Origin of the sequence: Jiella sp. M17.18 (genome assembly GCF_041027365.1) — a bacterium.
Taxonomy (GTDB): Bacteria; Pseudomonadota; Alphaproteobacteria; order Rhizobiales; family Rhizobiaceae; genus VKMB-3413.
This window is the reverse complement of the sequence record NZ_JBFTEH010000012.1, coordinates 117,294-142,415: the sequence shown is the minus strand read 5'-3', so window position 1 is coordinate 142,415 and position 25,122 is coordinate 117,294. Positions and strand designations below refer to the sequence as shown.

Below are 25,122 nucleotides of genomic sequence, written 5' to 3'. Positions count from 1 at the left end.
CGGACAGGATCGGCAGCGCGCCGGGGTGCGCTGCCGGTCGTGTGCGCGCCGTGCGACGGGTGACGACGGTCGCTTCGAAGGAAGATTTCGCAGCTGCGGGAACGCGGCTGCCCGATTCGCGATTGTCTTCTCACTGAACTCCGTTCGCGAGCCTCTCCGTGACCATCCACATCACTCCGAATACCACCAGCAGCCATCTGCCCCAGCCGGGGATCCGGCGCGTTCGCATCGGGGAGGGGCGGCCGTTCCCGCTCGGCGCGACGTGGGACGGCATCGGCGTCAACTTCGCGATCTTCTCGGCGAACGCGACCAAGGTCGAGCTCTGCATCTTCGATCCCGAGGGCAAGCAGGAAGTCGAGCGGATCGAACTGCCGGAATACACCAACGAGATCTTCCACGGCTATCTGCGCGAGGCGCGCCCGGGCATGATTTACGGCTACCGGGTGTACGGCCCCTACGAGCCGGATGCCGGCCACCGCTTCAACCCGAACAAGCTGCTGCTCGACCCCTATGCCAAGCAGCATGTCGGCAGCCTCACCTGGGACCACGCGCTGTTCGGCTACACGATCGGCCACGCCGACGAGGATCTGTCCTTCGACGAGCGCGACTCCGCGCCCTTCATGCCGAAGTGCAGGGTCATCGACCCGGCCTTCACCTGGGGCGACGAGCGCGCGCCGCGTGTCCCTTGGGACCGGACGATTTTCTACGAGACCCACGTCAAGGGCTACACCCAGCGCCACCCGGCCGTCGCCGAGACCGACAAGGGCAAGTTCGCCGGGCTGATGACCCGCGAGGTCGTGGACTACATCCGCAGCCTCGGCGTCACTTCGGTCGAGCTGCTGCCGATCCACGCCTTCGTCGACGACAGCTATCTCGTCGACAAGGGCCTGCGGAACTACTGGGGCTACAACACGATCGGCTTCTTCGCGCCGGATTCGCGCTATCTCGCCGGATCGTCCGTCGCCGAGTTCAAGGAGATGGTGTCGGCCTTCCACCATTCCGGCCTCGAGGTGATCCTCGACGTCGTCTACAACCACACGGCCGAGGGCAACGAGAAGGGGCCGACGCTCTCCTTCAAGGGCATCGACAACGCCACCTACTATCGCCTGCTGCCGGACCAGCCGCGCTACTACATCAACGACACCGGTACCGGGAACACGGTCAACACCTCGCATCCCCGCGTCATGCAGCTCGTCACCGACTCGCTGCGCTACTGGGCCGGCGAGATGCGCGTCGACGGCTTCCGCTTCGACCTCGCGACCATCCTGGCGCGCGAGCCGACCGGCTTCTCCGAGGAGTCGAGCTTCCTCCACGCCTGCATGCAGGATCCGCTGCTCAGCCAGGTGAAGCTGATCGCGGAACCCTGGGACTGCGGCCCCGGCGGCTATCAGGTCGGGCGCTTCCCCCCGGGCTGGGCCGAGTGGAACGACGGCTACCGCGACACGATCCGCTCCTACTGGCGCGGCGACGACGGGATGGTGGGCGCGGTGGCCGGGAAGATCTCCGCCTCGGCCGACCTCTTCGACAAGCGCGGCCGCAAGCCCTGGGCCTCCGTCAACTTCATCACCGCCCATGACGGCTTCACGCTGCACGACCTCGTCAGCTACAACGAGAAGCACAATGAGGCGAATGGCGAGAACAACCAGGACGGCAACTCGCACAACATCTCCTACAATTACGGTGCCGAAGGGCCGACCGAGGACAAGGAGATCGTCGAGACGCGCTTCCGCCAGCTGCGCAATTTCTTCGCGACGCTGCTCTTCTCGCGCGGCACGCCGATGATCCTCGCGGGCGACGAGTTCGCCCGGACGCAGGGCGGCAACAACAACGCCTATGCCCAGGACAACGAGATCGGCTGGGTCGACTGGGACATCACGCCGGAAAGCCGCGAGCTGGCCGAATTCGTGCAGAAGCTGATCGCGCTGCGCCAGTCGCTGGCGATGCTGCGGCGCGGAACGTTCCTGCACGGGACCTTCGACGAGGAGCTCGGCGTGAAGGACGTCGCCTGGATCACGCCGTCGGGTACCGAGTTCGAGGAGGCCAACTGGCAGGATCCGGAAGCACGCTGCTTCGGCGTGCTGCTCGACGGGCGGGCGCAGTCGACCGGCATCCGCCGGCCCGGCACCGATGCGACCATGCTCATCGTCATGAACGCGCATTTCGACGTCGTGAACTTTACGCTGCCCGAGGCGCCTGGCGGGCGGCGGTGGCGCTGCGTCATCGACACCAACCTGCCGGACCGCGAGGAACTGGCGCCGTTCGAATTCGGCAAGACCTATATGGCGACGGGCCGCTCCTTCCTGGTCTTCATGCTGGAGCCGGTCGACGGCGACGGCGCCACGAAGGAGGCGCGCCGTTCCTTCGCGCATGTGTCGGAAGCCTTCGCGCGTTCGGCAGTGGACCGGCTGCGGCTGTAGATCAGGCCGCCAGGACCCAGCGGCAGGACTGCAAGAAGTTCTGCCGCCCGCGCCACGACGGCGCGGCTATACGGGTCACCCTGGTCTGATTGCTCTTCGGCTATTTACCTCAACCGCTGGATCCGCTCGCCTCGGGCGGATCGCGCGGCTAGAGTGCGCCCGTCGAAACCACGGGGTGGAAGCGGGTGCCGCGGCCCCATTCGGGTCACGCACGATGATTTCCCGCCGCAGCTTCCTGCTTGCGACCGGCGCCGCCGGTCTTCTTGCCCTTCCGGCACGCGCCGCTCCGCCCGCGAGTGCCGAGGTCTTCCCGCTCTGGCCGGGGCGGGCGCCCGGCGGCGGCGGGCCGCAGGGTCCGCTGACCGTCACGCCCTGGGGCTCGGTCCGGAACGTCGCGACGCCAACGCTCGAAGTGTTCGTTCCCGCCCGGCCGAACGGTTCGGCGGTGCTCGTCGCCGGCGGCGGCGGCTACAAGCGCATCAGCCTCGACGGCGAGGCGCGCCCCGCAGCGCGCTGGCTGGCGGACCGCGGCATCACCGCCTTCGTCCTCACCTATCGCCTGCCCGGCGAAGGCTGGCTGAACGGCCCGCTGGCGCCGCTGCAGGACGCGCAGCGGGCGCTTCGCCTGATCCGATCCGCCGCGCCGCGCTATCGCCTCGACCCCGCCAAGATCGGCGTTCTCGGCTTTTCCGCCGGCGGCCACCTGATGGGCATGGCCGCGACGCGGTTCGACCTTGCGACCTACGATCCCGTCGACCTGGCGGACCGGCTGTCGGCGCGGCCGGCCGACGCGGCGCTCATCTATCCGGTGATCACGCTGGAGCCGCCCTATGACGGGATCTTGAGCCGCCGGATGCTCGTCGGGAGCAAGCCCAGCGCTGACGCCAGTGCGCGGTGGTCGATCGAGACCGACGTCAAGGCCGACTGCCCGCCGATGTTTCTGGTGCAGGCCGCCGACGATCCGATCGTCAATCCGCAGAACACCGTCATCATGGAAACCGCCTGCCGGCGCGCCAAGGTGCCCGTCGAGCGCCGCCTGTTGCCGAGCGGCGGCCACGGCTTCGGGATGGGCCGCAAGGGCTCGCCGACGCAGGACTGGCCGCGCTGGTATGCCGCCTGGCTCGGCCATGTCGGCATGATCGCGGCGCTCACCGCGACCGACCGGACCAAGCCGTAGCCGCTGCAGCCAGTGGGGGTCTCCTCTCGCGTGTGGCTCCCCCCGTCACGGTCGCCGTCGTCACGGCCGCCCGGTCAGAGCCGCACGATCGTGTCGCCGAGGAGCGGCGGACGGTGGGCGCTGTAGACGAGGATGCGGTCCGCCGCATGGGCACGGAGGCGGGCGAGGATCCGCACCGCCTGCTCGGCGTCGAGATGCTCCGTCGGCTCGTCGAGCAGGATGACCGGCGCCTTGGTCAGGAACGCGCGCGCGAGGGCGAGGCGCTGCGCCTCGCCGAGGGACAGGACGTCCTGCGTCAGCCAGGCGTCCAGCCCGCCACCCTGCTCGACGCGGTCCGCCAGCTCGACCGCGGCGAGCGCCGCGTGAAGCTCGGCGTCCGTCGCGCCGTCGGCGAAGAGGTTGGCCCGCACGGTGTCGGACAGGATTGCCGCATCATGCAGGCCGAGATGGACGAGGCCCTGCCGCCCGGATGCCGCCACCTCGCGGCCGTCGACGAGGATCGCGCCGGCCGCCGGCTGCAGCCATCCCGCGATCGTCTTCAGGAGCGTCGTCTTTCCCGAACCGCTGATGCCGGCGAGCGCCGTCGGCCGGCCGACCTGAAAGGTCAGGTCGAGCGGACGGCCGATCGGCCGCCCGTCCGGCGTCGCAGTGCGCAGGCCGACGAGGCTGACACGGCCGACAAAGATCCCCGACCTGTCTGCCGCCTCGGCAGCGCAGTCTCCGCCGTCGGTCCAGACGACGAGACCGGCGCGTGCCTCCTTCGCCTTCACCCGGCCCAGGACGATCTTCGAGAGCGCCCCTGCGGCCTCGCCGAGCGCCAGCCAGCCGAAGCCGACGAAGGCGGCGGGCAGCAGCGCCTCGCCGCGCGCGCCGGCATGCCACGCCGCGAGGAGCACGGCGGTCACCGCGAGCGGTCCGAACAGGCCGGTGGCGAGGTCGAGCAGGGCGAGCATGTCGGACTGGCGCCGCTGCAGGCGCGCGGACTCGTGGAGCGGTCGAAGGGCGGTGCCGATTTCGTTCGCCCGCAGGCCCTCCGCGGCGAGTGGCACCAGGGCCTGCAGGGCAGCGCCGAGGGCGGCCGAACCCGTCCGCCGGGCGGCGCGGGTGGACGCTTCCGCTTCGCCGACCCGCCGGATCCCCCGCCGCGCGAGGATCAGCGGGATCGCTGCGAAGAACAGGACCGGGAGGCAGGCGAGCGGCGAGATGACGGCCGTCGCCGAGAGCAGCAGCAGGAAGCCGAAGGCGAGCGTGGCCGCCGGGAACTGCACCCGCAACCGCTCGTCGTCGCGGTCCTCGACATCTTCCAGCCAGTCGGCGAGCCGCTCCTCGCGGGAGAGCTGCCAGCCGGCGGCGCGGGTCGCCGGCGCGTTCGCCATCGCCGAGAACACCGTCAGGCGCAGCGCGACCTGGTCGGTCAGCGCGGCCGCATGGCCGGACAGGCGCTCGCCGTATTTCGCCAGCGTGCGGGTGATGGCGAACAGGCGCACCAGCGCGCCGGGCGTGTGGAAGTCGAAGCTGACCGCCGCCGATCCGGCGCCGGCCAGCGCCACCGCGCCGAGGAACCAGACGGAGACGCTGGTGAGGAGGATGGCCGCGAGAAGCGACAGGCCGGCGAGGAAGAAGGCGAGGCGCCAGCGCCCCGTCGATGCGGACCGTTCGGACCTTTCGGCGCGGATGGAGGAGCGCGCCGGGATGCGGTCGGCGTGGGCGAGATCGGTCATGCGGCGATCGCTTTCATGGGATGGGCGGCCGGCGCGGCCAGCACGATATGATGCCGGGCGAGGGCGGCCAGCGCCGCGTCGTGCGTCGCGACGACGACGAGCCGGCTGCGCGCCGCGGCGACAAGAGCCCGCCGGACCTTGTCCGCATTGTCGGCGTCGAGCTTGGCCGTCGGCTCGTCGCAGAAGGCCGGCCCGTGTCCCAGCAGCATGCGGGCGACGGCCAGGCGGATCCGCTGACCGCCGGAGAGGTTCTCGCCGCCGGCGGCGATCCGCGCGTCCAAGCCGCCGGGCAGCAGCGCGTCGTCGAGCAGGCCGAGCTCCTGTGCGACGGCGGCGACCGCTTCGCCGTCGCAACCGTCGATGTTCCAGGCGATCGCGCGGGCGAGGCTGCCGGCCGGCACGAAGCTGTCGGTGGCGATCCAGCTCGCCCGGCCGAGAGCGCGCAGCTCCGCCCGGCCTTCGCCGTCGACGCCTGCGAGGCGCCGCAGCAGCGTCGTCTTGCCGGCGCCCGACGGGCCGGTGATGGCGACGAGACCGGCGGCCGGGAAGACGAAATCTTGAAGAGCGGCGTCTGAGGCGGCATCCGGGACTGGTTGGCCGCGGGTGGCGGGCTCGGCAGCGCCGTCTTCGGGCACCGCGAAGACCCAGTCGAGGGCCGTCGCCGCCGCCGCGCCTTCGGCCTTGGCGTGATAGAGCTCGGCATAGCGGCGGAACGGCGCGAAATAGTCCGGCGCAACGAGCAGGATGAACAGGCTCTGCCAGAGTGCGAGGTGGTCGAAGCCCGGGACGTCGAGAAGGCCGAGATGGCCGAGGCCGAGGAAAACCGCCAGAACCGCGATCGACAGCGAGGAGAAGAAGTCGAGGATGCCGGAGTTCAGGAAGGCGACGGACAGGACGCTCATCGTGCCCCGCGCATAGGCGCCGATGCGGGCCTGCAGCTTCTGCGTCTCGCGATCGAGCGCGTGATTGGCGAGGATCGTCGGCAGGGCGCGCACCCGGTCGGCGAACTGCGCCGCCAGCCGGCCGAGCGCCGCCTCCCGCGCGTCGGCACGTTCCTGGATCAGCCCGCCGACGAGGGCGAAGAACACGATCATCAGCGGCGTCGCGAGCACCAGCGCGGCTGCCGCCTCCCAGGAGAGCGGCGCGATCGCCGCGACGGCAAGGAGCGGCCCGAGGCCCATCGTCGCCCGCGTCGCGGCATGCGAGACGACCAGCCGGGCGAGGGCGGCCGGATGCCGCGCGGCCCCCGTGACCAGTGCGCCGCGGGCTCGCTGCTGCAGCTGGCGCACATTCATGCCGGCGAGTCGCGCCTCGAGCGCCGCCAGCGTCGCGCCGGCGACATCGGCCTCGGCCCGTGCCGTCCGGCGATCGGCGAGCCAGCCGGCCGCGCCGCCGAGAACCAGCGCGCCGATGGCGGCCAGGAGCGGCATCGGATCCAGCGTGCCGGCCTCGATCATCCGTCCGGCGGTGACGGCGAGGCCTGCGGCGAAGGCGAGCCGGCCGGCCATGCGCAGGCCCTGCAGGAGGAGGATGGCGCGGCGGGGCCGCCTGGCTTTTGCGCGCGCGAAGGATAGTGCCGGGCCGCTGCGATCGGATCGTCTGGTCATGATTCCCGACTAGCTGCGCGGGTGTCATGCTGCATTGCGTTAGATCAAGGCGGCGCGCCGGGGCGGCTCTTATGGCGGATGGGACCAACTCGAAAGGAGCCCATCACCATGGTCGATCCACTCCTGGTGGAGCTGTCGCGCCTGCAGTTTGCGCTGACGGCTCTGTACCATTTCCTCTTCGTGCCGCTGACGCTCGGCCTGTCGATTCTCGTGGCGATGATGGAGACCGTCTATGTCATGACGCGCCGCAAGATCTGGCGCGACATGACCAAGTTCTGGGGCCTGCTCTTCGGCATCAACTTCGCCCTCGGCGTCGCGACCGGCCTGACGATGGAATTCCAGTTCGGCATGAACTGGGCGTTCTATTCGCACTATGTCGGCGACATCTTCGGCGCACCGCTGGCGATCGAGGGCCTGATGGCCTTCTTCCTGGAGGCGACGCTGGTCGGCCTGTTCTTCTTCGGATGGAACAAGCTGAAGCCGGTGACCCACATGATGGTCGCCTGGTTCATGGCGCTCGGCACCAACCTGTCGGCCCTCTGGATCCTGATCGCCAACGGCTGGATGCAGAACCCGGTCGGCGCGTCGTTCAATCCCGACACGATGCGCATGGAAGTCACGGACTTCACCGCCGTCCTGCTCAACCCGGTGGCGCAGGCGAAGTTCGTCCACACGGTGGCCGCCGGCTACACGATGGGCGCGGTCTTCGTGCTGGCGATCTCCGGCTGGTACATCCTGAAGAACCGGCATCTCGAACTCGCCAAGCGCTCCTTCGCGATCGCCAGCGCCTTCGGCCTGGCGGCCTCGCTGTCGGTGGTCGTCCTCGGCGACGAGAGCGGCTACGCGCTGACCGAGCACCAGAAGATGAAGCTCGCCGCGATCGAGGCGATGTGGGAGACGCAGGACGCGCCTGCCTCCTTCACCCTGTTCGGCGTGCCGAACATGGACACCCATACGACGCAGCATGCGATCCACATCCCGTGGGTGATGGGGCTGATCGGCACCCGCTCGATCGACACGAAGATGCCGGGCATCGTCGACCTCGTCGACCACGCCAAGACCCGCATCCGCAACGGTCTCGTCGCCTATAACGCGCTGGAGGCCATCAAGAAGGACCGCGGCGACCAGGCCGCCCGTGCGACCTTCGCCAAGACACAGGGCGACCTCGGCTATGCGCTGCTCCTGAAGCGCTATGTCGACGATCCGAACACGGCGACCGACGCACAGATCGATCAGGCCGCGTGGTCGACCGTGCCGAGCGTGCTGCCGCTGTTCGCGAGCTTCCGCATCATGGTGATCGTCGGCTTCGCGCTGATCGTCCTGTTCGGCACGGCGCTGTTCTACACGATGCGCGAGGCCCGCGCGCCGCGCTGGCTGTTCCGGCTCGCGCTCTTCGCGCTGCCGCTCCCCTGGATCGGCGTCGAGCTCGGCTGGTTCGTCGCGGAGTTCGGCCGCCAGCCCTGGATCATCGAGGGCGTCCTGCCGACCTTCCTCGCCACCTCGGAACTGGGGGTCCCGGACCTTCTCATCACCATCGCCGGCTTCACCGCCCTCTACGGCGCGCTCGCCGTCGTCGAGGTGATGCTGATGGTGCGTGCGGTGAAGAAGGGTCCGGACCAGGTCATCGACGATCCGAGCGTGCTGCTGCCCGGCACGGGAACGAACGTCGAGGGCTACCGCCCCTTCGCGGTCCCGGCCGAGTAAACCCTATCCGACAAGGACGAAAGCAATGTTGGACTTTCTTTTCGACTACGGCACGATGCGCGTCATCTGGTGGGTGTTGCTCGGCGTGCTGCTGATCGGCTTCGCCGTCACCGACGGCTTCGACATGGGCGTCGGCGCGCTGCTGCCCGTCGTCGCCAAGACCGACGCCGAGCGCCGAGTGGCCATCAACACCGTCGGCCCGGTCTGGGAAGGCAACCAGGTGTGGTTCATCCTCGGCGGCGGCGCGATCTTCGCCGCCTGGCCGGCGCTCTATGCCTTGAGTTTTTCCGGCTTCTACCTCGCGATGTTCCTGGTGCTGGCGGCGATGATCCTCAGGCCGGTGGCGTTCAAGTATCGCTCCAAGCGCACCGGCGCGGCGTGGCGGCGGAACTGGGACATCGCGCTCGTGATCGGCGGTGCTGTCCCGGCGCTGATCTTCGGCGTCGCGGTCGGCAACACGCTGCAGGGCGTGCCGTTCCACTTCACCGACGATCTCCGGCCGATCTACGAGGGCACGCTGTTCGGCCTCCTGAACCCGCTGGCGCTCTATTGCGGCCTCGTCTCGCTGGCGATGATCGCCATGCACGGTGCCGCTTGGCTCGCCTTCAAGGCGGACGGGGCGGTCGCGGACCGCGCCGCGGCGATCGGCGCGAGACTCGGCGTCGGGACGGCAGTGCTGTTCGCTCTCGGCGGGGTGCTGGTGGCGTTCGGGCTCCTCGGCGGCTACGCCGTGGTCGGGACCCAGGCGATGGACGGCCCGTCCAATCCGCTGCTGAAGCAGGTGATCGCTGCGCCGGAGGCCTGGCTCGCCAACTATGCGGCGCATCCGCTCTTGATGGTCGTGCCGCTCCTCGGCATCGCCGGGCCGCTGCTCGCCGCGGTCGGCTTCAAGGCACGCAAGGACGGGCTCACCTTCGTCGCCTCGGCGCTCGGCATCGTCGGCATCATCGCCACCGTCGGCGTCTCGATGTTCCCGATGATCCTGCCGTCGAGCACCAATCCGGCCCAGTCGCTGACCGTGTTCGACGCCTCGTCGAGCCTGTCGACCCTGCGCACCATGCTGATCGCCACGGTCGTCTTCCTGCCGATCGTGCTCGCCTATACGAGCTGGGTCTACAAGGTGCTGTGGGGCAAGGTCACCGAGGAGGACGTGTCCTCCTCGGGGTCGGCCGCCTACTGACCGGACCTCGCGCGGCCGCGCATCACAGCGGCCGCGCGTCCTTTCCCATTTCAGAACTTCGGAGACTTCGCCATGTGGTATTTCGCCTGGATCCTCGGCCTCGGCCTTGCCGCCACCGTCGGCATCCTCAACGCGCTCTGGTACGAGCTGCGCACCGTCCGCCGCGAGGCCGAGGCGGTCGCGGTGGAACTGCCGACGCCGTAAGCGCCGGCGCCGGCGGGAGGCGGGCAGTCCCGCTGCCTGCGCGCCTGCCCCGTCCCATGTGCGGCTGCGGCCTTGTCCGCGCCGCACGTGGACATTGCCGGGCGACGGCATTACCAGTTGCGGGGCGCCGGGTCCGGAGGCCGGAACGGCGCCTCTTTTTCAGCGGCTTGATCTCAACCCAATGACGCCGGGCGAATGACGGCAGACGCATCCCCAGATATGCACACCTGCACCGACGATGCGGCGATCGCCCTCTCGGCGGTCGAAGCGGCGGGCATCGGCACCTGGCGCTGGGACCGGGCGGCAGGCACGGTGGCGCTTTCGCCGATCGCCGTCCGGCATCTGGGCGCCCCGGGCCCGACCTCGTCCTATGCCGAGTTCCTGGCCTGCTTCCACCCCGTCGATCGAAATGCGCTGGATGCGGCGCTCCAGACCGGCCTCGAGCGCGGCGATCCGGTGACCGTCGATGCGCGCATGGCAACCGACAGCGACCGGCGTTGGATGCGCCTTCGCGGAGGCATCGTCGCGGGACCGCAGAACGCGCTGTCGCTGCAGGGGGCGCTGGTCGACATCTCTCCGCAGAAGACGGCCGAACAGGCGCAGAGCCGGCTCGCCGCGATCGCCGCCTCGTCGGACGTCGCGATCGTCGGCAAGTCCCTCGACGGCATCATCACCGACTGGAACCGCGGCGCCGAAGCGATCTTCGGCTACAGCGCCGAGGAGATTCTCGGCCGGCCGATCGCGGTGCTCCTGCCCGAGGGAGAGGAGACCGAGGAAGCCGAGCTCCTCGATCGGATCCGCCGCGGCGAGCGGATCGAGCACTACGAGACCCGCCGCCGGCGCAAGGACGGCGAGATCATCGACGTCGGCCTGACGCTCTCGCCGATCACGGACGAAGCCGGCCGGCTCGTCGGCGCATCCAAGATGGCCCGCGACATCACGCTCGCCAAACGGGCGCTGAAGGAACTCGCCGAGCGCGAGGCGCGGCTGCAGTCCGTCCTCGACACCGTGCCGGACGCCATGGTGGTGATCGACACGGACGGCATCATGCAGTCCTTCAGCGCCACCGCCGAACGGCTGTTCGGTTATGCCGCGGCGGAGGCGATCGGCCGCAACGTCTCGATGCTGATGCCCTCTCCCTACCGCGAGCAGCACGATCGCTATCTCGCGCGCTATCTCAAGACCGGCGAGCGGCGGATCATCGGCATCGGCCGCGTCGTCGTCGGTGCGCGCAAGGACGGATCGACCTTTCCGATGGAGCTCGCGGTCGGCGAGATGCACTCGGCGACGCACCGCTTCTTCACCGGCTTCATCCGCGACCTGACGGAGCGCCAGGAGACGCAGCGCCGGATGCAGGAACTCCAGGCTGAGCTGACCCACATGTCGCGCTTTTCCGCGCTGGGCGAGATGGCCTCGACGCTGGCGCACGAGCTGAACCAACCGCTGACCGCCGCGGCGAGCTATCTCAGCGGCGCGCGGCGGCTGATCGACAAGGGGCGGCCGGATTCGACCCCGATCATCCGCGACGCCATCGATCGCGCCGCCGGCCAGGCGCTGCGGGCGGGCGAGATCATCCGTCGGCTGCGCGAATTCGTCGCCCGCGGCGAGAGCGACCGTCAGCTGGAGGATCTGCCGAAGCTGATCGAGGAGGCGAGCGCGCTGGCGCTGCTCGGGGCCAAGGAGACGGGCGTGCGCGTCACCTTCGCGCTCGACCCGGCCGCCGATTGCGTCATCGCCGACAAGGTGCAGGTGCAGCAGGTTCTGCTCAACCTGATCCGCAACGCCATCGAGGCGATGCAGGACGCGCCGCGGCGCGATCTCACCATCACCAGCCGGCGGATCGACGACCAGGAGGAGCCGATGATCGAAATCGCCGTCACCGACACCGGCACGGGCATCGCACCGGAGATCGCCGCGCAGCTCTTCCAGCCCTTCGTCACGTCGAAGCAGCACGGCATGGGGGTCGGCCTGTCGATCTCCCGCACGATCATCGAGGCGCATGGCGGCCGCCTGTGGACCGAGGCCAATCCCGGCGGGGGGACGGTCTTCCGCATGACTCTGCGCACCGTCGCACCGGGAGATTTCGACCATGCCGACTGACGCTGTCGTCCATCTCGTCGACGACGACGAAAGCGTGCGCCAGTCCGTCGCCTTCCTGCTCGCAACGGAGGGCTTCGCGGTGCGCGTCTACGAGTCCGGCACGGCGCTGCTCGACGCGCTCCCGACGCTGCAGCCGGGCTGCGTCGTCAGCGACGTGCGCATGCCGGGCATCGACGGGCTGGAACTGCAGCGGCGGCTGAAGGGACGCGTGCCGCGTCTGCCGGTGATCGTCATGACCGGGCACGCCGACGTTCCGCTCGCCGTGCAGGCGATGAAGGAAGGCGCCGTCGACTTCATCGAAAAGCCCTTCGACGACGAGGTGATGCTCGGGGCGATCCGCACCGCGCTCGACCAGCTGGAGATCGGCGGCGAGGCCGATGCGGAAGCGCTGCGCACGCGGGAGAGGCTGGACAGCCTGTCGCCGCGCGAGCGTCAGGTGCTGGACGGGCTTCTGGAAGGCCATCCGAACAAGACGATCGCCTACGATCTCGGCCTCAGCCCGCGCACCGTCGAGGTGCACCGCGCCAATGTCATGACCAAGATGAGCGCGTCGAACCTCTCCGATCTCCTGCGCATGGTCCTGCGCGCGAGCTCTGCCGAGGAATGAGCGGCCGCCCGTCGGCGCCTGCGGCTCCAGTTTGCGCCAGATCAAGGCGGCCCTTGCCCGCTTCGCGCAATCTGCCATCGAATCGACCATCGACCTATCGGCGCGAAGCCGCCGGAGCCGGAGCAGGATGCGCCAGGACAAGACCTTGATCCTCGTCGTCGACGACGACGAGGCCGTTCGCGAGTCGCTGAAGTTCTCGCTCGAACTCGAGGGCGTCGAGGTCGGGCTCTGTCAGGCGGGCCAGGAGCTGTTCAGTCATCCGCGGCTGGCCGCCGCCAAATGCCTGGTGCTCGACTTCAAGATGCCCGACATCGACGGAATCGGCGTCCTGCAGACATTGCGGGAGCGCGGCATCACGCTGCCCGCCATCCTCATCACCGGCCATGCCACGGCGGCCCTGCGCCAGCGCGCGGCCGAGGCCGGGGCGATCGACGTCCTGCAGAAGCCTCTCCTCGGCACCGTCCTTTTCGACAGCATCCGCCAGGCGACCCGGGCGAGCTGAACCGCCGGCGCCGGCTTGACGAAGGTCAAGGCACACGATCGGCGGCGGCCTAGAAGGGGAGGGAGCCGAGCCGGCCGCGACATCCAACGCTCATCGCTTTCAGCGGCGGCCGGCATCAAGGGGAGTGTCCGATGTACAAGACGATCCTGGTCTGCCTGGATTCCAAGGAGCGCGCCGAGGGCCTGCTCGATCTCGCCCTGCCGCTGGCCGAGCGCCAGGGCGCCCATCTCGTCGGGCTGCACATCACGCCGAGCGTCTTCGTCAATCTCGCGACCGAGGTCTCGGTCCGCTATCTCGAGGAGACCCAGAAGTCGCTGCGGGCCGATGCCGAGGCGATCAAGGCGATCTTCGACAAGCGCGTCGCGGCGAGCGACATTTCCGCGGAGTGGCGGCTGGAGGAGCCGGTCGATCCGGCCTATGAGCGCGTGGTCACCCGCCACGCGCTGTGCGCGGACCTGATCGTCGCGGGCCAGCCGCACGCCTCGGAGTGGAACGGCGGCGCGCTCGTCACCGACATCCTGATCGAGACGGGGCGGCCGATCCTCTTCGTGCCCTATGCCGGCCGGTTCGAGACCGTCGGGCGCGAGGTGACGATCGCCTGGAACGGCACGAGGGAAGCGGCCCGCGCCGCCTTCGATGCGGTTCCGTTGATCGCCGACGCCCGCTCCGTGCGGATTCTCGCCGTCGATCCGCAGCGCCAGTCCACCAAGGCGGGGCTCGCGCCAGCCGACGATCTCGCGCTCGTCCTTGCCCGGCACGGCATCCGCGCCGAGGCGGCGAGCTCCTACAGCGGCGAGATCTCCGTCGGCGACGATCTGCTCTCGGGCCTCGCCGATGCAGGATCGGACCTCCTGGTGATGGGCTGCTACGGCCATTCGCGCGTCCGCGAGATGCTGTTCGGCGGCGTCACGCGGCACATTCTCCAGCACATGACCGTGCCCGTCTTCATGTCGCGCTGACGGGAAAGCTCGCGCGGTTCGCCGCGAGCCGGCGGTCGTGCACCGGCGCGGCCCGCAGGGCCGCTCCGGCGAGGGGCGCAGGCGCGAGGCGCCCCTCCTGCTGTATACCCGGGCGGAATCGCCAGGGACCAGCTTTCACCGATGTATGACGACGCCTTCCTCGACAGGCTCCGCGCGGGCCTGTTGCCGCTTCTCCCGCACTGGGACCTCGGCGCGCGGACCGAGGTGACACTCCTGGCCGTCTCGGAAAACGCCACCTTCCTCGCCGACGATGCCGCGCGCGGACGCCGGCTGGTGCTGCGTGTCCACCGTCAGGGCTATCACGGCCGCCAGGAGATCCTGTCGGAGCTTGCCTGGACGAGGGCACTGATCGCCGAGGGCGTGGTCGAGACGCCGCGCCCGGTGCCGGGGCGGGACGGCGGGCTGATCGCCGAGATCGAAGACGGCGCCTTCGCCCGTTTCGTCGTCGCCTTCGAGTTCATGACGGGCCGCGAACCCCCGCCGGAAAAGGGTCTGGTGCCCTGGTTCGAGCGGCTCGGGGCGGTGACGGCGCGCCTGCACGCGCATGCCCGGCGCTGGGAGCGGCCCGCCGGCTTCTGCCGCAAGGTGTGGGACTTCGATTCGATGCTCGGTGAGCGTCCGCTCTGGGGCGACTGGCGCCGGGCGATCGGGCTCGACGCCGCGCAGAAGGCGATTCTGGAGCGCACGGCAGGTGCTCTGAAGGCGCGGCTCGCGGCCTACGGTAAGGGCCGCCGCTTTGGGCTGGTCCATGCAGACCTCAGGCTGGCGAATCTCCTCGTCGAACAGGACCGGCTGGGCGTCATCGACTTCGACGACTGCGGCTTCTCCTGGTTCGGCTACGACTTCGCGGCGGCGATCAGCTTCATCGAGACCGATCCGATCGTGCCGGAGCTGATGGCAGCCTGGCTCGCCGGATATCGAGATGTCGCGCCGTTGTCGCAGGAAGACGAGGCGATGCTGCCGGTCTTCGTCATGCTGCGCCGGATGCTGCTGACGGCCTGGCTGGCCTCGCATTCCGAGACGCCGACCGCGCGGGAGATCGGTGGGAGCTACACGTCCGGCACTGCCGAACTCGCCGAGGCGTTCCTGAGCGCCGGGGCCTGACGCCGGCTCGGCGCGGGCTGACGGCGACGAAAGAGCCCGCCTCTTCCGCAAAGGCGGAACCGCCGCGGCGCGGCGATTCCACCCGCAATGTCACTTGGCGATCTTCTCGCATTCCCGCATGGCGCTCTTCGACGAGGTGTCGACCATCATCGTCTTGCCGTTCGAGCCGGTCATGAACATCATGCAGTGCTTCACGGGCTTCGCCGACTTCATCATCTTCGCGGCCATCGCGTGGTCGGTCATCATCGTCGTGCCCATGTGGCCGTCGGGCATGACGGCGAGAACCTCGCCGCCCTTCATCGTCGTCATCGTGCCGCCGGTCTCCATCGGCATCGCGTCCGAGTGCATGGTGTCCGGCTTCATCGTATCCGGCTTCATCGTGTCCGATTTCATGGTGCCCTGGGCGAAGGCGGGAGCTGCTGCGGCCGCAGCGGCGACGGCGGCGGCGAAGAAGACTGTGCTGCGCATGGTGGTTCCTCCGTTGGACGACGCCCTGCTGGCGTCCATCGCAGTTTCGCCGGAGCCGCCGGATTGTTACCGAGCGGCAGCCGATTCGCGGCGGCCGCGGCAGGGCCTGGACGCTGCGGCAGGGGAGGGCCTTGCCCGGGCGCGCGGCTTCTGTCATATTGCGCCAGATAGGACAGCATTACTGCCATAATGGCGCGTGGGAGAGACCGCGACGGCGCGTTCGAGCGCGCGGAAAGACGCGGCGAGGTTCTATCCTGACAGAGGCGGCCATGCCACAAGGCGGGCCGGAACATGACGATGCCCGGGCATCGCGGGTGCGCTTCGGCTCTGCCGGGGCGCTCTGCGGCGCCCAGGGCCGAATTGCGCGGCCGGATACCGGCGGCGCGACGACGGGAGATGACGCGATGACCAAGATGACGCCATCACACGCCGAGAGCTTCGAGACGAAGATCGGCGCGATCAAGACCGCCGCCGCGACAGCTGCCGCCAAACGCCGCGCGCGCGGCGGGCTCTACGATCCCCGCAACGAGCACGACGCCTGCGGCGTCGGCTTCATCGCGCACATGAAGAACGAGAAGTCCCACGCCATCCTGGAGAAGGGGCTGACGATCCTGCGCAACCTGACGCATCGCGGCGCGGTCGGCGCGGACCCGCTGATGGGCGACGGGGCGGGCATGCTCCTGCAGATCCCGCATGCGCTGTTCGCCGAGGAGATGGCGAAGCAGGGCGTCGAACTGCCGGAACCGGGGCACTACGGTGTCGGCCACGTCTTCATGCCGCGCGATGCCGAGGCTCGCGCCCATATCGAGGCGATCTTCGAGGAGGTGGCGCGCGAGGAGGGGCAGACCGTCCTCGGCTGGCGCGACGTGCCGGTGACAAATGCCTCACTCTCCAAGGCGCCGGAGATCGTCGCCACCGAGCCGGTCCACCGGCAGATCTTCATCGCCCGCGCTCCCTCGCTCGCGACCGAGGACGCCTTCGAGCGCAGGCTGTTCATCCTGCGCAAGGTGGTCTCCAACCGCATCCAGGCGGAAACCGGCGGCGAGGACATCGGCTTCTACGTCGTCTCGCTGTCGGCCCGGACCATCGTCTACAAGGGCATGTTCCTCGCCTACCAGCTCGGCGACTACTACAAGGACCTGACTGACAAGCGTTTCGTCTCGGCGCTGGCGCTCGTCCACCAGCGCTTCTCGACCAACACCTTCCCGTCCTGGAAGCTCGCCCATCCGTACCGGATGGTCGCCCATAACGGCGAGATCAACACGCTGCGCGGCAACGTCAACTGGATGGCGGCGCGCCAGGCCTCGGTCGATTCGGAGCTGTTCGGCAACGACATCTCCAAGCTCTGGCCGATCTCCTACGAGGGCCAGTCCGACACCGCCTGCTTCGACAACGCGCTCGAATTCCTCGTCCAGGGCGGCTATCCGCTGACCCATGCGATGATGATGCTGATCCCCGAAGCCTGGGCCGCCAACAAGCAGATGGCACGGGAGACGCAGGCCTTCTACGAATACCATGCGGCGCTGATGGAGCCCTGGGACGGGCCGGCGGCCGTCGCCTTCACCGACGGCCGGCAGATCGGCGCGACGCTCGACCGCAACGGCCTGAGGCCCGCGCGCTACGTCGTCACGGACGACGACCTCGTGATCATGGCCTCGGAAGCCGGCACGCTGGAGGTCGCCGAGGAGCGGATCGTCACCAAGTGGCGGCTGCAGCCCGGCCGCATGCTTCTGATCGACCTCGAAAAGGGGCGGATCGTCTCCGACGAGGAGATCAAGCGCGAGATCGCCGGCGCCAACCCCTATCGCGACTGGCTGAAGAACACCCAGATCATCCTGGAGGACCTGAAGCCCGTGGCGCCGCGCGCCTCACGCTCCGACGTCTCGCTGCTCGATCGCCAGCAGGCCTTCGGCTACACGATCGAGGACACCCGCACGCTGATGGCGCCGATGGCGACCACCGGCCAGGAGGCGATCGGCTCGATGGGCACCGACACGCCGATCTCGGCGATGTCGGAAAAGCCGAAGCTCCTCTACACCTATTTCAAGCAGAACTTCGCCCAGGTGACCAACCCGCCGATCGACCCGATCCGCGAGGAACTGGTCATGTCGCTGGTCTCCTTCATCGGGCCACGGCCGAACATCTTCGACCTCGAGGGCTCCTCGCGCCGCAAGCGGCTGGAGGTGCGCCAGCCGATCCTGACCAATGGCGACCTGGAGAAGATCCGCAACATCGGCCACACCGAGGACCGGTTCGACACCAAGACGATCGACATGACCTATCCCGCCGAAAGCGGCGCGGCGGGCATGGCGGGCGCGCTCGACCGGCTGTGCGAGCGTGCCGAGGCGGCGGTCGTCGGCGGCTACAACATCATCATCCTCTCCGATCGCCAGGTCGGGCCGGACCGGATCCCGATCCCGGCGCTGCTCGCCTGCGCAGCCGTGCACCACCACCTGATCCGCAAGGGTCTGAGGACCGCGGCGGGCCTCGTCATCGAGTCCGGCGAGCCGCGCGAGGTGCATCACTTCGCGTGCCTCGCCGGCTACGGAGCCGAGGCGATCAACCCGTATCTCGCCTTCGACACGCTGCTGGAAATGCATCGGCGCGGCGACTTCCCCCCGGAGGTCGATCCGAACGAGGTGGTGACGCGCTACATCAAGTCGATCGGCAAGGGCATCCTCAAGGTCATGTCCAAGATGGGCATCTCGACCTACCAGTCCTATTGCGGCGCGCAGATCTTCGACATCGTCGGCATGAAGTCGGACTTCGTGAAGCGCTACTTCACCGGCACGGCGACAACGATCGAGGGCGTCGGGCTGGACGAGGTCGCGCGCGAGAGCGCCGACCGGCACGGCCGCGCCTTCTCGGACGATCCGATCCTCCAGCGCTCGCTCGATATCGGCGGCGAATATGTCTACCGCATGCGCGGCGAGAGCCACATGTGGTCGCCGGACGCCGTTGCGACGCTCCAGCACGCCGTGCGCACCGGCTCCTACGAGAAGTATCAGGACTACGCCAGGCAGGTGAACGAGGCCTCGGTGGAGACCTCGACCATCCGCGGCCTGTTCCGCATCAAGTCGGCCGAGGAGGCCGGCCGCGCGCCGGTGCCGCTGGACGAGGTCGAGCCGGCGAAGGAGATCGTCAAGCGCTTCTGCACCGGCGCCATGTCCTTCGGTTCGATCAGCCGTGAGGCGCATACGACGCTGGCGCGGGCGATGAACGCCATCGGCGGCAAGTCGAACACCGGCGAGGGCGGCGAGGAATCGGACCGCTTCCTGCCGCTGCCCGGCGGGGCCGCGAACCCCGAGCGCTCGGCGATCAAGCAGGTCGCCTCCGGCCGCTTCGGCGTGACGACGGAATATCTCGTCAACGCCGACATGCTGCAGATCAAGGTGGCCCAGGGCGCCAAGCCCGGCGAGGGCGGTCAGCTGCCCGGCCACAAGGTGGACGCGACCATCGCCAAGACCCGGCATTCCACCCCGGGCGTCGGCCTGATCTCGCCGCCGCCGCACCACGACATCTACTCGATCGAGGACCTGGCGCAGCTCATCTACGACCTGAAGAACGTCAACCCGGCAGCCGACATTTCGGTGAAGCTCGTCTCCGAGGTCGGCGTCGGCACGGTCGCGGCCGGCGTCGCCAAGGCGCGGGCGGACCACATCATCGTCTCCGGCTATGACGGCGGCACCGGGGCCTCGCCGCTGACCTCGATCAAGCATGCCGGCTCGCCCTGGGAGATGGGCCTCGCCGAGACCCAGCAGACGCTGGTGATGAACGGGCTGCGCAGCAGAGTCTGCCTGCAGGTCGACGGCGGCCTCAGGACCGGGCGCGACGTCATCATCGGCGCGCTGCTCGGCGCCGACGAGTTCGGCTTCTCGACCGCGCCGCTGATCGCGGCCGGCTGCATCATGATGCGCAAGTGCCACCTCAACACCTGCCCGGTCGGCGTCGCGACGCAGGACCCGGTGCTGCGCAAGCGCTTCAAGGGCACGCCGGAGCACGTCATCAACTACTTCTTCTACGTCGCGGAAGAGGTGCGCACGATGATGGCGGCGATGGGCGTGCGCCATCTGTCGGAACTGGTCGGCCAGTCGCAGCTCCTCGACAAGCGGGAGATGATCGAGCACTGGAAGGCGAAGGGCCTCGACTTCACCAACGTCTTCTACAAGCCGAAGGCGCCGGAGGAGGAGCTGCGCTGGACCAAGCGGCAGCACCATCCGATCGAGGACGTGCTCGACCGCAAGCTGATCGCCGAGGCCGAGCCGGCGCTGACGGCGCGCCAGAAGGTGACGATCGAGACGGCGATCACCAATGTCGACCGGTCCGCCGGCGCGATGCTGTCCGGCGAAGTCGCCAAGCGCTTCGGCCTGAAGGGCCTGCGTGACGACACCATCACGGTCAAGATGACCGGGACGGCCGGCCAGAGCTTCGGCGCCTTCCTCGCGCGGGGCATCACCTTCGAGCTGACCGGCGACGGCAACGACTATGTCGGCAAGGGCCTCTCCGGCGGCCGGCTGGTGGTGAAGCCGCGGCCGAACAGCCGCGTCGTGCCCGAAGAGTCGATCATCATCGGCAACACGGTGCTCTACGGCGCGATCTCGGGCGAGTGCTACTTCCGGGGCGTTGCGGGCGAGCGCTTCGCGGTGCGCAACTCCGGCGCCATCGCGGTGGTCGAGGGCGTCGGCGACCATGGCTGCGAATACATGACCGGCGGGGTCGTGGTGATCCTCGGCCAGACCGGCCGCAACTTCGCGGCCGGCATGTCGGGCGGCGTCGCCTATGTCTACGACGAGAAGGGCGACTTCGCCGAGCGCTGCAACATGGCGATGGTCGACCTCGAACCGGTGCCGGAGGAGGACGACCTCCTGGAGAAGCTGCACCATCACGGCGGCGACCTGCAGTACAAGGGCCGCGTCGACGTCTCCTCGGACATGACCGGCCACGACGACGAGCGGCTGTTCCAGCTGATCTCCAACCATCTCCACTTCACCGGCTCGGCGCGGGCGAAGATGATGCTGGAGAACTGGGAGCTGCACCGGCCGAAATTCGTCAAGGTGATGCCGGTCGAGTACCGGCGCGCCCTGCGCGAGATGGAGCGGATGCGCATGGGGGTGGCGGCGGAGTAATTTCGGCTGACGGAGATCGTGTGATATGCCAAGGCATATCTCACGATCTGGAGGTTCCTGCATGGCGATGTCGGGAGAGCGGGAAGCCAGCGTCTTTCGCAATGGCAGAAGCCAGGCCGTGCGCATTCCGAAGGAGTTCGAATTCGCGACAGACAGGGTCGTGATCTCCCGCGACGAAGACGGAACCGTGCATCTGCGTCCGAAAGCGCGACAGCCGAACCTGATCGAGGTGCTGGACTGGCTGGCCGGACAGCCGCCGCTCGATGAGCGCATGCCGGAGATCGAAGACCGTCCCGCCGAGCCGGTCGATCTCGACGATCCGGCATGAGGTACCTGCTGGACACGAACATCATCTCCGACGCAGTGGAACTTCCGGCAGGCCGGGCCGCGGGCAGGATCAGGGAGGTGTTTCCATCCGCGTCGATCGTGACGAGCATCATCGTGGTCTCGCAGCTGCGCTACGGTTACACCAATGTCTCGTCGAAGCGATTGAAGGCGGCGTACGAACTGTTTTTCAGCGGCATTTCCGTCGAAGACTGGGAAGTGCCGTTCGACCATGTATACGCGGATATCAGGAGCGCGTTGGACAAGAAGGGCCGTCCGCTGGGCGCGATGGACATGTTGATTGCGGCGCATGCCGTGGCGACCGATGCCGTCGTCGTGACGGCCGACGCGGCATTCCGTCACGTCGATGGGCTGAGGGTGGAGAACTGGCTGCGGGACGAACCCGCGCCGCAGGGGTGAAGCATGGGCAAAGTTACGGGTTTCCTCGAGATCGATCGGCAGACGCACAAGTATCAGCCGGCCTCCGATCGCATTCGGCACTTTCGCGAGTTCACGCTGCCGATGTCGGACGAGGAGGTCGGCAAGCAGGCGGCGCGCTGCATGGACTGCGGCATCCCGTATTGCCACGGGCCGACGGGCTGCCCGGTGCACAACCAGATCCCGGACTGGAACGATCTCGTCTATTCCGGCGACTGGGAGACGGCGATCCGCAACCTGCACTCGACCAACAACTTCCCCGAGTTCACCGGCCGCATCTGCCCGGCGCCCTGCGAGGAAGCCTGCACGCTGAACCTCGAGGACACGCCTGTCGCCATCAAGACCGTCGAGCAGGCGATCGCCGACAAGGCCTACAAGCTCGGCCTGATCAGGCCGCAGCCGGCCGAGACGAAGACCGGCAAGCGGGTGGCGGTGATTGGCTCCGGTCCTGCTGGTCTCGCCGCAGCCCAGCAGCTCGGCCGGGCCGGCCACGACGTTCATCTCTACGAGCGGGAGTCGAAGCCGGGCGGTCTGCTGCGGTACGGCATTCCTGACTTCAAGATGGAGAAGCACTGGATCGACCGACGCGTCGAGCAGATGCAGGGCGAGGGCGTGACCTTCCATTGCGGCGTCAATGTCGGCGTCGACAAGCCGGTCGCGGAACTCGTCGCGGAATATGACGCGGTGCTCTTCTGCGGCGGCTCGGAGCGGCCGCGCGACGCCGGCATCCCGCATGAGGGACTGTCCGGCGTCTATGACGCCATGCCCTATCTCGTGCAGCAGAACCGGCGCGTCGGAGCCGAGAAGATCGACAGCGTCGGCTGGCCGAGCGAGGAGATCTGGGCCGGCGGCAAGCATGTCGTCGTCGTCGGCGGCGGCGATACCGCGTCCGACTGCGTCGGCACGGCCTTCCGGCAGGGTGCAGTGAAGGTCACCCAGCTGGACATCCGGCCGCAGCCGCCGAAGACCGAGAACAAGCTGGAGGTCTGGCCCTACTGGGCGACCAAGATGCGCACGTCCTCGAGCCAGGCGGAAGGCGCGGTGCGCGAGTTCCAGATCGCGACCCTCGAATTCATCGGCGAGGACGGCGTCCTCACCGGCGTGAAATGCGCCGAAGTGGACGAGAGCCGCAAGCCCCTCCCGGGCACCGAATTCGTCATCAAGGCCGATCTCGCCTTCATCGCCATCGGCTTTGCCGGCCCCTGGAACGACGGCTTCCTCAGTGATGCCGGCGCAGGTCTCGCGACCCGGACCGACCGGCGCGGCAACGTCTCCATCGCGGCCGACGACGTCGGCTATCGCACATCGCTGGACAAGGTGTATTCGGCCGGCGACGCGCGGCGCGGCCAGTCGCTGGTCGTCTGGGCGATCCGCGAGGGACGCCAGGCCGCACGGGCGATCGATCTCGACCTGATGGGCACGACGACGCTTCCGCGCTGAGCCCGACGGGTGCGCCGATGCGTCGCGCGCCCGCTCATCGCGCGTAGGACGACACCTCGACCAGATTGCCGTCCGGGTCGCGGACGTAGACGGAGCGAATGTCGCCGCGCGCACCGCTCCTGGTGACCGGGCCGAGGAGGATGTCGACGCTGCAACGGGCGAAATGTGCGGCGACTTCTTCCGGAGGCGTGCTCGTCAGGAAGCACAGGTCGTCGCTGCCGGGCTGCGGCTGCAGCCCGGTGAACCACTCGGCCTGTGAGGCCGAGACAGGCCTGAGATTGATCTTGTTCTGACCGAACATCATGCTCGTGCGGGAAGCGCCGCCTGGCGTGAACTGCGCGGTGACCCGCCGCATCCCGAGAACGCGCGCGTACCAGTCGGCCGCCCGCTCGACATCGGCGACGTTCAGGACGATGTGGTCGATCGCATCGATGGTAAGCATCGGAAGCCTCGTCGGATGATGAGCGGCTGCCGCCGGTCGCCGGCAGATGTGTCCCCCGCTACGGGACGGTAGGCGGCCGCGCGACCGGCTCGACGCGCAGGATGGCGCCGTCTGCGCCGACGATCCGCACCGGCGTTCCCGTCGGCAGTTCCGGTCCCTCGACGCTCCACCAGCTGTCTTCGAGCGCGATGCGGCCGCGTCCGTCGACGATCGCCTCCGACAGCCGCGCCTCGCGTCCGATCAGGCGCTTGGTCCGCCGGTTGAGCGGCGCGTCGGGGTTTCCCTCGCTCTTCGACCCGTACCACTGCCGTCCGAGAAACACGCAGACGGCGGAGACCACCACGAAGGCGACGATCTGCTGCTCCCAGCCGAACCAGCCGGAGGCGCCGATCAGGAAGGCGTTCGTGCCGATGATTAGCGCGGCGATGCCGAAGAACAGGAGGTAGACGCCCGGAACCGCCACCTCGAGGACCAGGAGCAGCAGCCCGGCAATCCACCAGCCGTAATGGCTGAGGTCGGCGAAGAACCCGCTCATGCTTCGGTACCGGGCGCCGGCGACGGCGGGACGTGCAGGCGCGAGCGCTGCGGATTGCCGGCGGGCGCCGGCGGCCGGCCGGCGGGTGCCGCGGCACCGTCGCCGAAGGCCGCGCGGGCGATCTCGGCGATGCCGCTCACCGAGCCGATCAGCGAGGACGCTTCGAGCGGCATCAGGACGACGCGCTGGTTCGGGGCGCTGGCGAGCTTGCCGAGCGCCTCGGTATAGCGCTGGGCGACGAAGTAGTTGATCGCCTGCACGTCGCCGGCGGCGATGGCTTCGGAGACGAGCCGCGTCGCCGTCGCCTCGGCTTGCGCCAGCCGCTCGCGGGCCTCGGCCTCGCGATAGGCGGATTCGCGCTTGCCCTCCGCCTGCAGGATCTGGCTCTGCTTCTCGCCCTCGGCCCTGAGGACCGCAGCGCTTCGCGCGCCCTCGGCCTCGAGGATCTGCGCGCGCTTCTCGCGTTCGGCCATCATCTGCCGCGCCATCGCGTCGACGAGGTTCTTCGGCGGGTTGATGTCCTTGATCTCGATGCGGGTGATCTTGATGCCCCAGGAGTGGGAGGCCTGGTCGACGACCCGCAGGATCTTCTCCGAGATCGTGTCGCGGTTCGACAGGAGGTCGTCGAGGTCCATCGAGCCCATGACCGAGCGCAGATTGGTCATCACGAGGTTGAGGATCGCGTTGTCGAGCCCGGAGACCTCGTAGGCGGCCGCCGCCGCGTCGAGGATCTGGTAGAAGGCGACGCCGTCCGCCGCGACCGAGGCGTTGTCGCGGGTGATCACCTCCTGCGTCGGGACGTCGAGCACCTGCTCCATCATGTTCATCTTGCGCCCGACGCGCTCGACGAAGGGCACGAGGATGTTGAGACCCGGCGTCAGCGTCCGCGTGTAGCGGCCGAAATTCTCGACGGTGTAGTTGTAGCCCTGCGGGACGATCTTGATCGTCGAGAACAGCGTGACGAGTGCGAAGAACAGGACGACGAGGATCAGGATTCCGGCTGCCGAGATCATGTCGCACTCTCCTTCGACGCCGCCGGGTCCGCC

20 protein-coding genes are annotated in these 25,122 nt (G+C 68.7%); 14 read left to right on the top strand and 6 right to left on the bottom strand.

The genetic code is table 11. The features are described from left to right. Positions 1-164 precede the first annotated feature (164 nt). The gene (glgX, locus tag AB5S17_RS19840) at positions 165-2,417 is read left to right on the top strand and encodes a glycogen debranching protein GlgX (RefSeq protein WP_369242694.1); all 2,253 of its coding nucleotides are present in this window, start codon (positions 165-167) and stop codon (positions 2,415-2,417) included. A gap of 214 nt (positions 2,418-2,631) precedes the next feature. Further along, positions 2,632-3,594: an alpha/beta hydrolase gene (locus AB5S17_RS19835; RefSeq protein WP_369242629.1), complete on the top strand. Its 963-nt coding sequence runs from the start codon at positions 2,632-2,634 to the stop codon at positions 3,592-3,594. 74 nt (positions 3,595-3,668) lie between these two features. Here the strand turns inward: AB5S17_RS19835 and AB5S17_RS19830 are convergent, their stop codons facing one another. Both AB5S17_RS19830 and AB5S17_RS19825 read right to left on the bottom strand, forming a co-directional pair. Continuing rightward, complete coding sequence (locus AB5S17_RS19830) at positions 3,669-5,315, bottom strand: ATP-binding cassette domain-containing protein (RefSeq protein WP_369242627.1); 1,647 nt, start codon at positions 5,313-5,315, stop codon at positions 3,669-3,671. Beyond that, a complete protein-coding gene (locus AB5S17_RS19825) occupies positions 5,312-6,922 on the bottom strand; it encodes an ATP-binding cassette domain-containing protein (protein ID WP_369242624.1) in 1,611 nt (536 codons plus the stop codon). The genes AB5S17_RS19830 and AB5S17_RS19825 overlap by 4 nt, the downstream gene beginning before the upstream one ends. A gap of 108 nt (positions 6,923-7,030) precedes the next feature. Here AB5S17_RS19825 and AB5S17_RS19820 point away from each other — a divergent pair, with 108 nt between their 5' ends. From AB5S17_RS19820 to AB5S17_RS19785, 8 genes are all read left to right on the top strand, one after another. Beyond that, positions 7,031-8,626, top strand: a complete 1,596-nt coding sequence (locus AB5S17_RS19820; RefSeq protein ID WP_369242622.1) for a cytochrome ubiquinol oxidase subunit I — start codon at positions 7,031-7,033, stop codon at positions 8,624-8,626. A gap of 25 nt (positions 8,627-8,651) precedes the next feature. Next, complete coding sequence (cydB, locus tag AB5S17_RS19815; RefSeq protein ID WP_369242620.1) at positions 8,652-9,806, top strand: cytochrome d ubiquinol oxidase subunit II; 1,155 nt, start codon at positions 8,652-8,654, stop codon at positions 9,804-9,806. A gap of 72 nt (positions 9,807-9,878) precedes the next feature. Next, the gene (gene cydX, locus AB5S17_RS19810; protein WP_369242618.1) at positions 9,879-10,010 is read left to right on the top strand and encodes a cytochrome bd-I oxidase subunit CydX; all 132 of its coding nucleotides are present in this window, start codon (positions 9,879-9,881) and stop codon (positions 10,008-10,010) included. A 195-nt stretch (positions 10,011-10,205) separates the two neighbouring features. Next, positions 10,206-12,110, top strand: coding sequence for a PAS domain S-box protein (locus AB5S17_RS19805; RefSeq protein ID WP_369242616.1), 1,905 nt, complete (start codon positions 10,206-10,208; stop codon positions 12,108-12,110). Beyond that, complete coding sequence (gene fixJ / locus AB5S17_RS19800) at positions 12,100-12,717, top strand: response regulator FixJ (protein ID WP_369242614.1); 618 nt, start codon at positions 12,100-12,102, stop codon at positions 12,715-12,717. The genes AB5S17_RS19805 and fixJ overlap by 11 nt, the downstream gene beginning before the upstream one ends. 127 nt (positions 12,718-12,844) lie before the next feature. Beyond that, positions 12,845-13,219, top strand: coding sequence for a response regulator (locus AB5S17_RS19795; RefSeq protein ID WP_369242612.1), 375 nt, complete (start codon positions 12,845-12,847; stop codon positions 13,217-13,219). Positions 13,220-13,350: 131 nt separating this feature from the next. Then, the gene (locus AB5S17_RS19790; RefSeq protein WP_369242610.1) at positions 13,351-14,178 is read left to right on the top strand and encodes a universal stress protein; all 828 of its coding nucleotides are present in this window, start codon (positions 13,351-13,353) and stop codon (positions 14,176-14,178) included. Positions 14,179-14,319: 141 nt separating this feature from the next. Further along, on the top strand, positions 14,320-15,303 hold the full coding sequence (locus tag AB5S17_RS19785) for a phosphotransferase enzyme family protein (RefSeq protein ID WP_369242608.1): 984 nt from the start codon (positions 14,320-14,322) through the stop codon (positions 15,301-15,303). 90 nt (positions 15,304-15,393) lie between these two features. On the opposite strand, the gene AB5S17_RS19780 is transcribed toward AB5S17_RS19785, so the two are convergent. Continuing rightward, positions 15,394-15,771 (bottom strand): hypothetical protein, encoded by a 378-nt coding sequence (locus AB5S17_RS19780; RefSeq protein ID WP_369242606.1) that lies wholly within the window; start codon positions 15,769-15,771, stop codon positions 15,394-15,396. A gap of 404 nt (positions 15,772-16,175) precedes the next feature. Between AB5S17_RS19780 and gltB the strand changes: the two genes are divergently transcribed. The 4 genes from gltB to AB5S17_RS19760 all read left to right on the top strand — a co-directional run bounded on the left by gltB (position 16,176) and on the right by AB5S17_RS19760 (position 23,099). Continuing rightward, positions 16,176-20,897 carry a glutamate synthase large subunit gene (gene gltB / locus AB5S17_RS19775; RefSeq protein WP_369242604.1) on the top strand — a complete coding sequence of 1,574 codons (4,722 nt, stop codon included), beginning with the start codon at positions 16,176-16,178 and terminating at the stop codon, positions 20,895-20,897. Between the two features lie 61 nt (positions 20,898-20,958). Further along, positions 20,959-21,225, top strand: a complete 267-nt coding sequence (locus AB5S17_RS19770) for an antitoxin (protein ID WP_369242602.1) — start codon at positions 20,959-20,961, stop codon at positions 21,223-21,225. After that, positions 21,222-21,641 (top strand): PIN domain-containing protein, encoded by a 420-nt coding sequence (locus AB5S17_RS19765; protein ID WP_369242600.1) that lies wholly within the window; start codon positions 21,222-21,224, stop codon positions 21,639-21,641. Before AB5S17_RS19770 ends, AB5S17_RS19765 begins: the two co-directional genes overlap by 4 nt. A 3-nt stretch (positions 21,642-21,644) precedes the next feature. Further along, positions 21,645-23,099 carry a glutamate synthase subunit beta gene (locus tag AB5S17_RS19760; protein ID WP_369242598.1) on the top strand — a complete coding sequence of 485 codons (1,455 nt, stop codon included), beginning with the start codon at positions 21,645-21,647 and terminating at the stop codon, positions 23,097-23,099. Positions 23,100-23,133: 34 nt separating this feature from the next. Here AB5S17_RS19760 and AB5S17_RS19755 read toward each other — a convergent pair whose 3' ends face one another. Genes AB5S17_RS19755 through AB5S17_RS19745 form a run of 3 tightly spaced genes read right to left on the bottom strand, consistent with a single transcriptional unit; the run spans position 23,134 to position 25,089 of the window. Further along, complete coding sequence (locus AB5S17_RS19755; protein ID WP_369242596.1) at positions 23,134-23,541, bottom strand: VOC family protein; 408 nt, start codon at positions 23,539-23,541, stop codon at positions 23,134-23,136. Between the two features lie 58 nt (positions 23,542-23,599). Next, positions 23,600-24,076: an NfeD family protein gene (locus AB5S17_RS19750; protein ID WP_369242594.1), complete on the bottom strand. Its 477-nt coding sequence runs from the start codon at positions 24,074-24,076 to the stop codon at positions 23,600-23,602. Further along, positions 24,073-25,089, bottom strand: coding sequence for an SPFH domain-containing protein (locus AB5S17_RS19745; protein WP_369242592.1), 1,017 nt, complete (start codon positions 25,087-25,089; stop codon positions 24,073-24,075). Before AB5S17_RS19745 ends, AB5S17_RS19750 begins: the two co-directional genes overlap by 4 nt. Between the last annotated feature and the right edge of the window lie 33 nt (positions 25,090-25,122).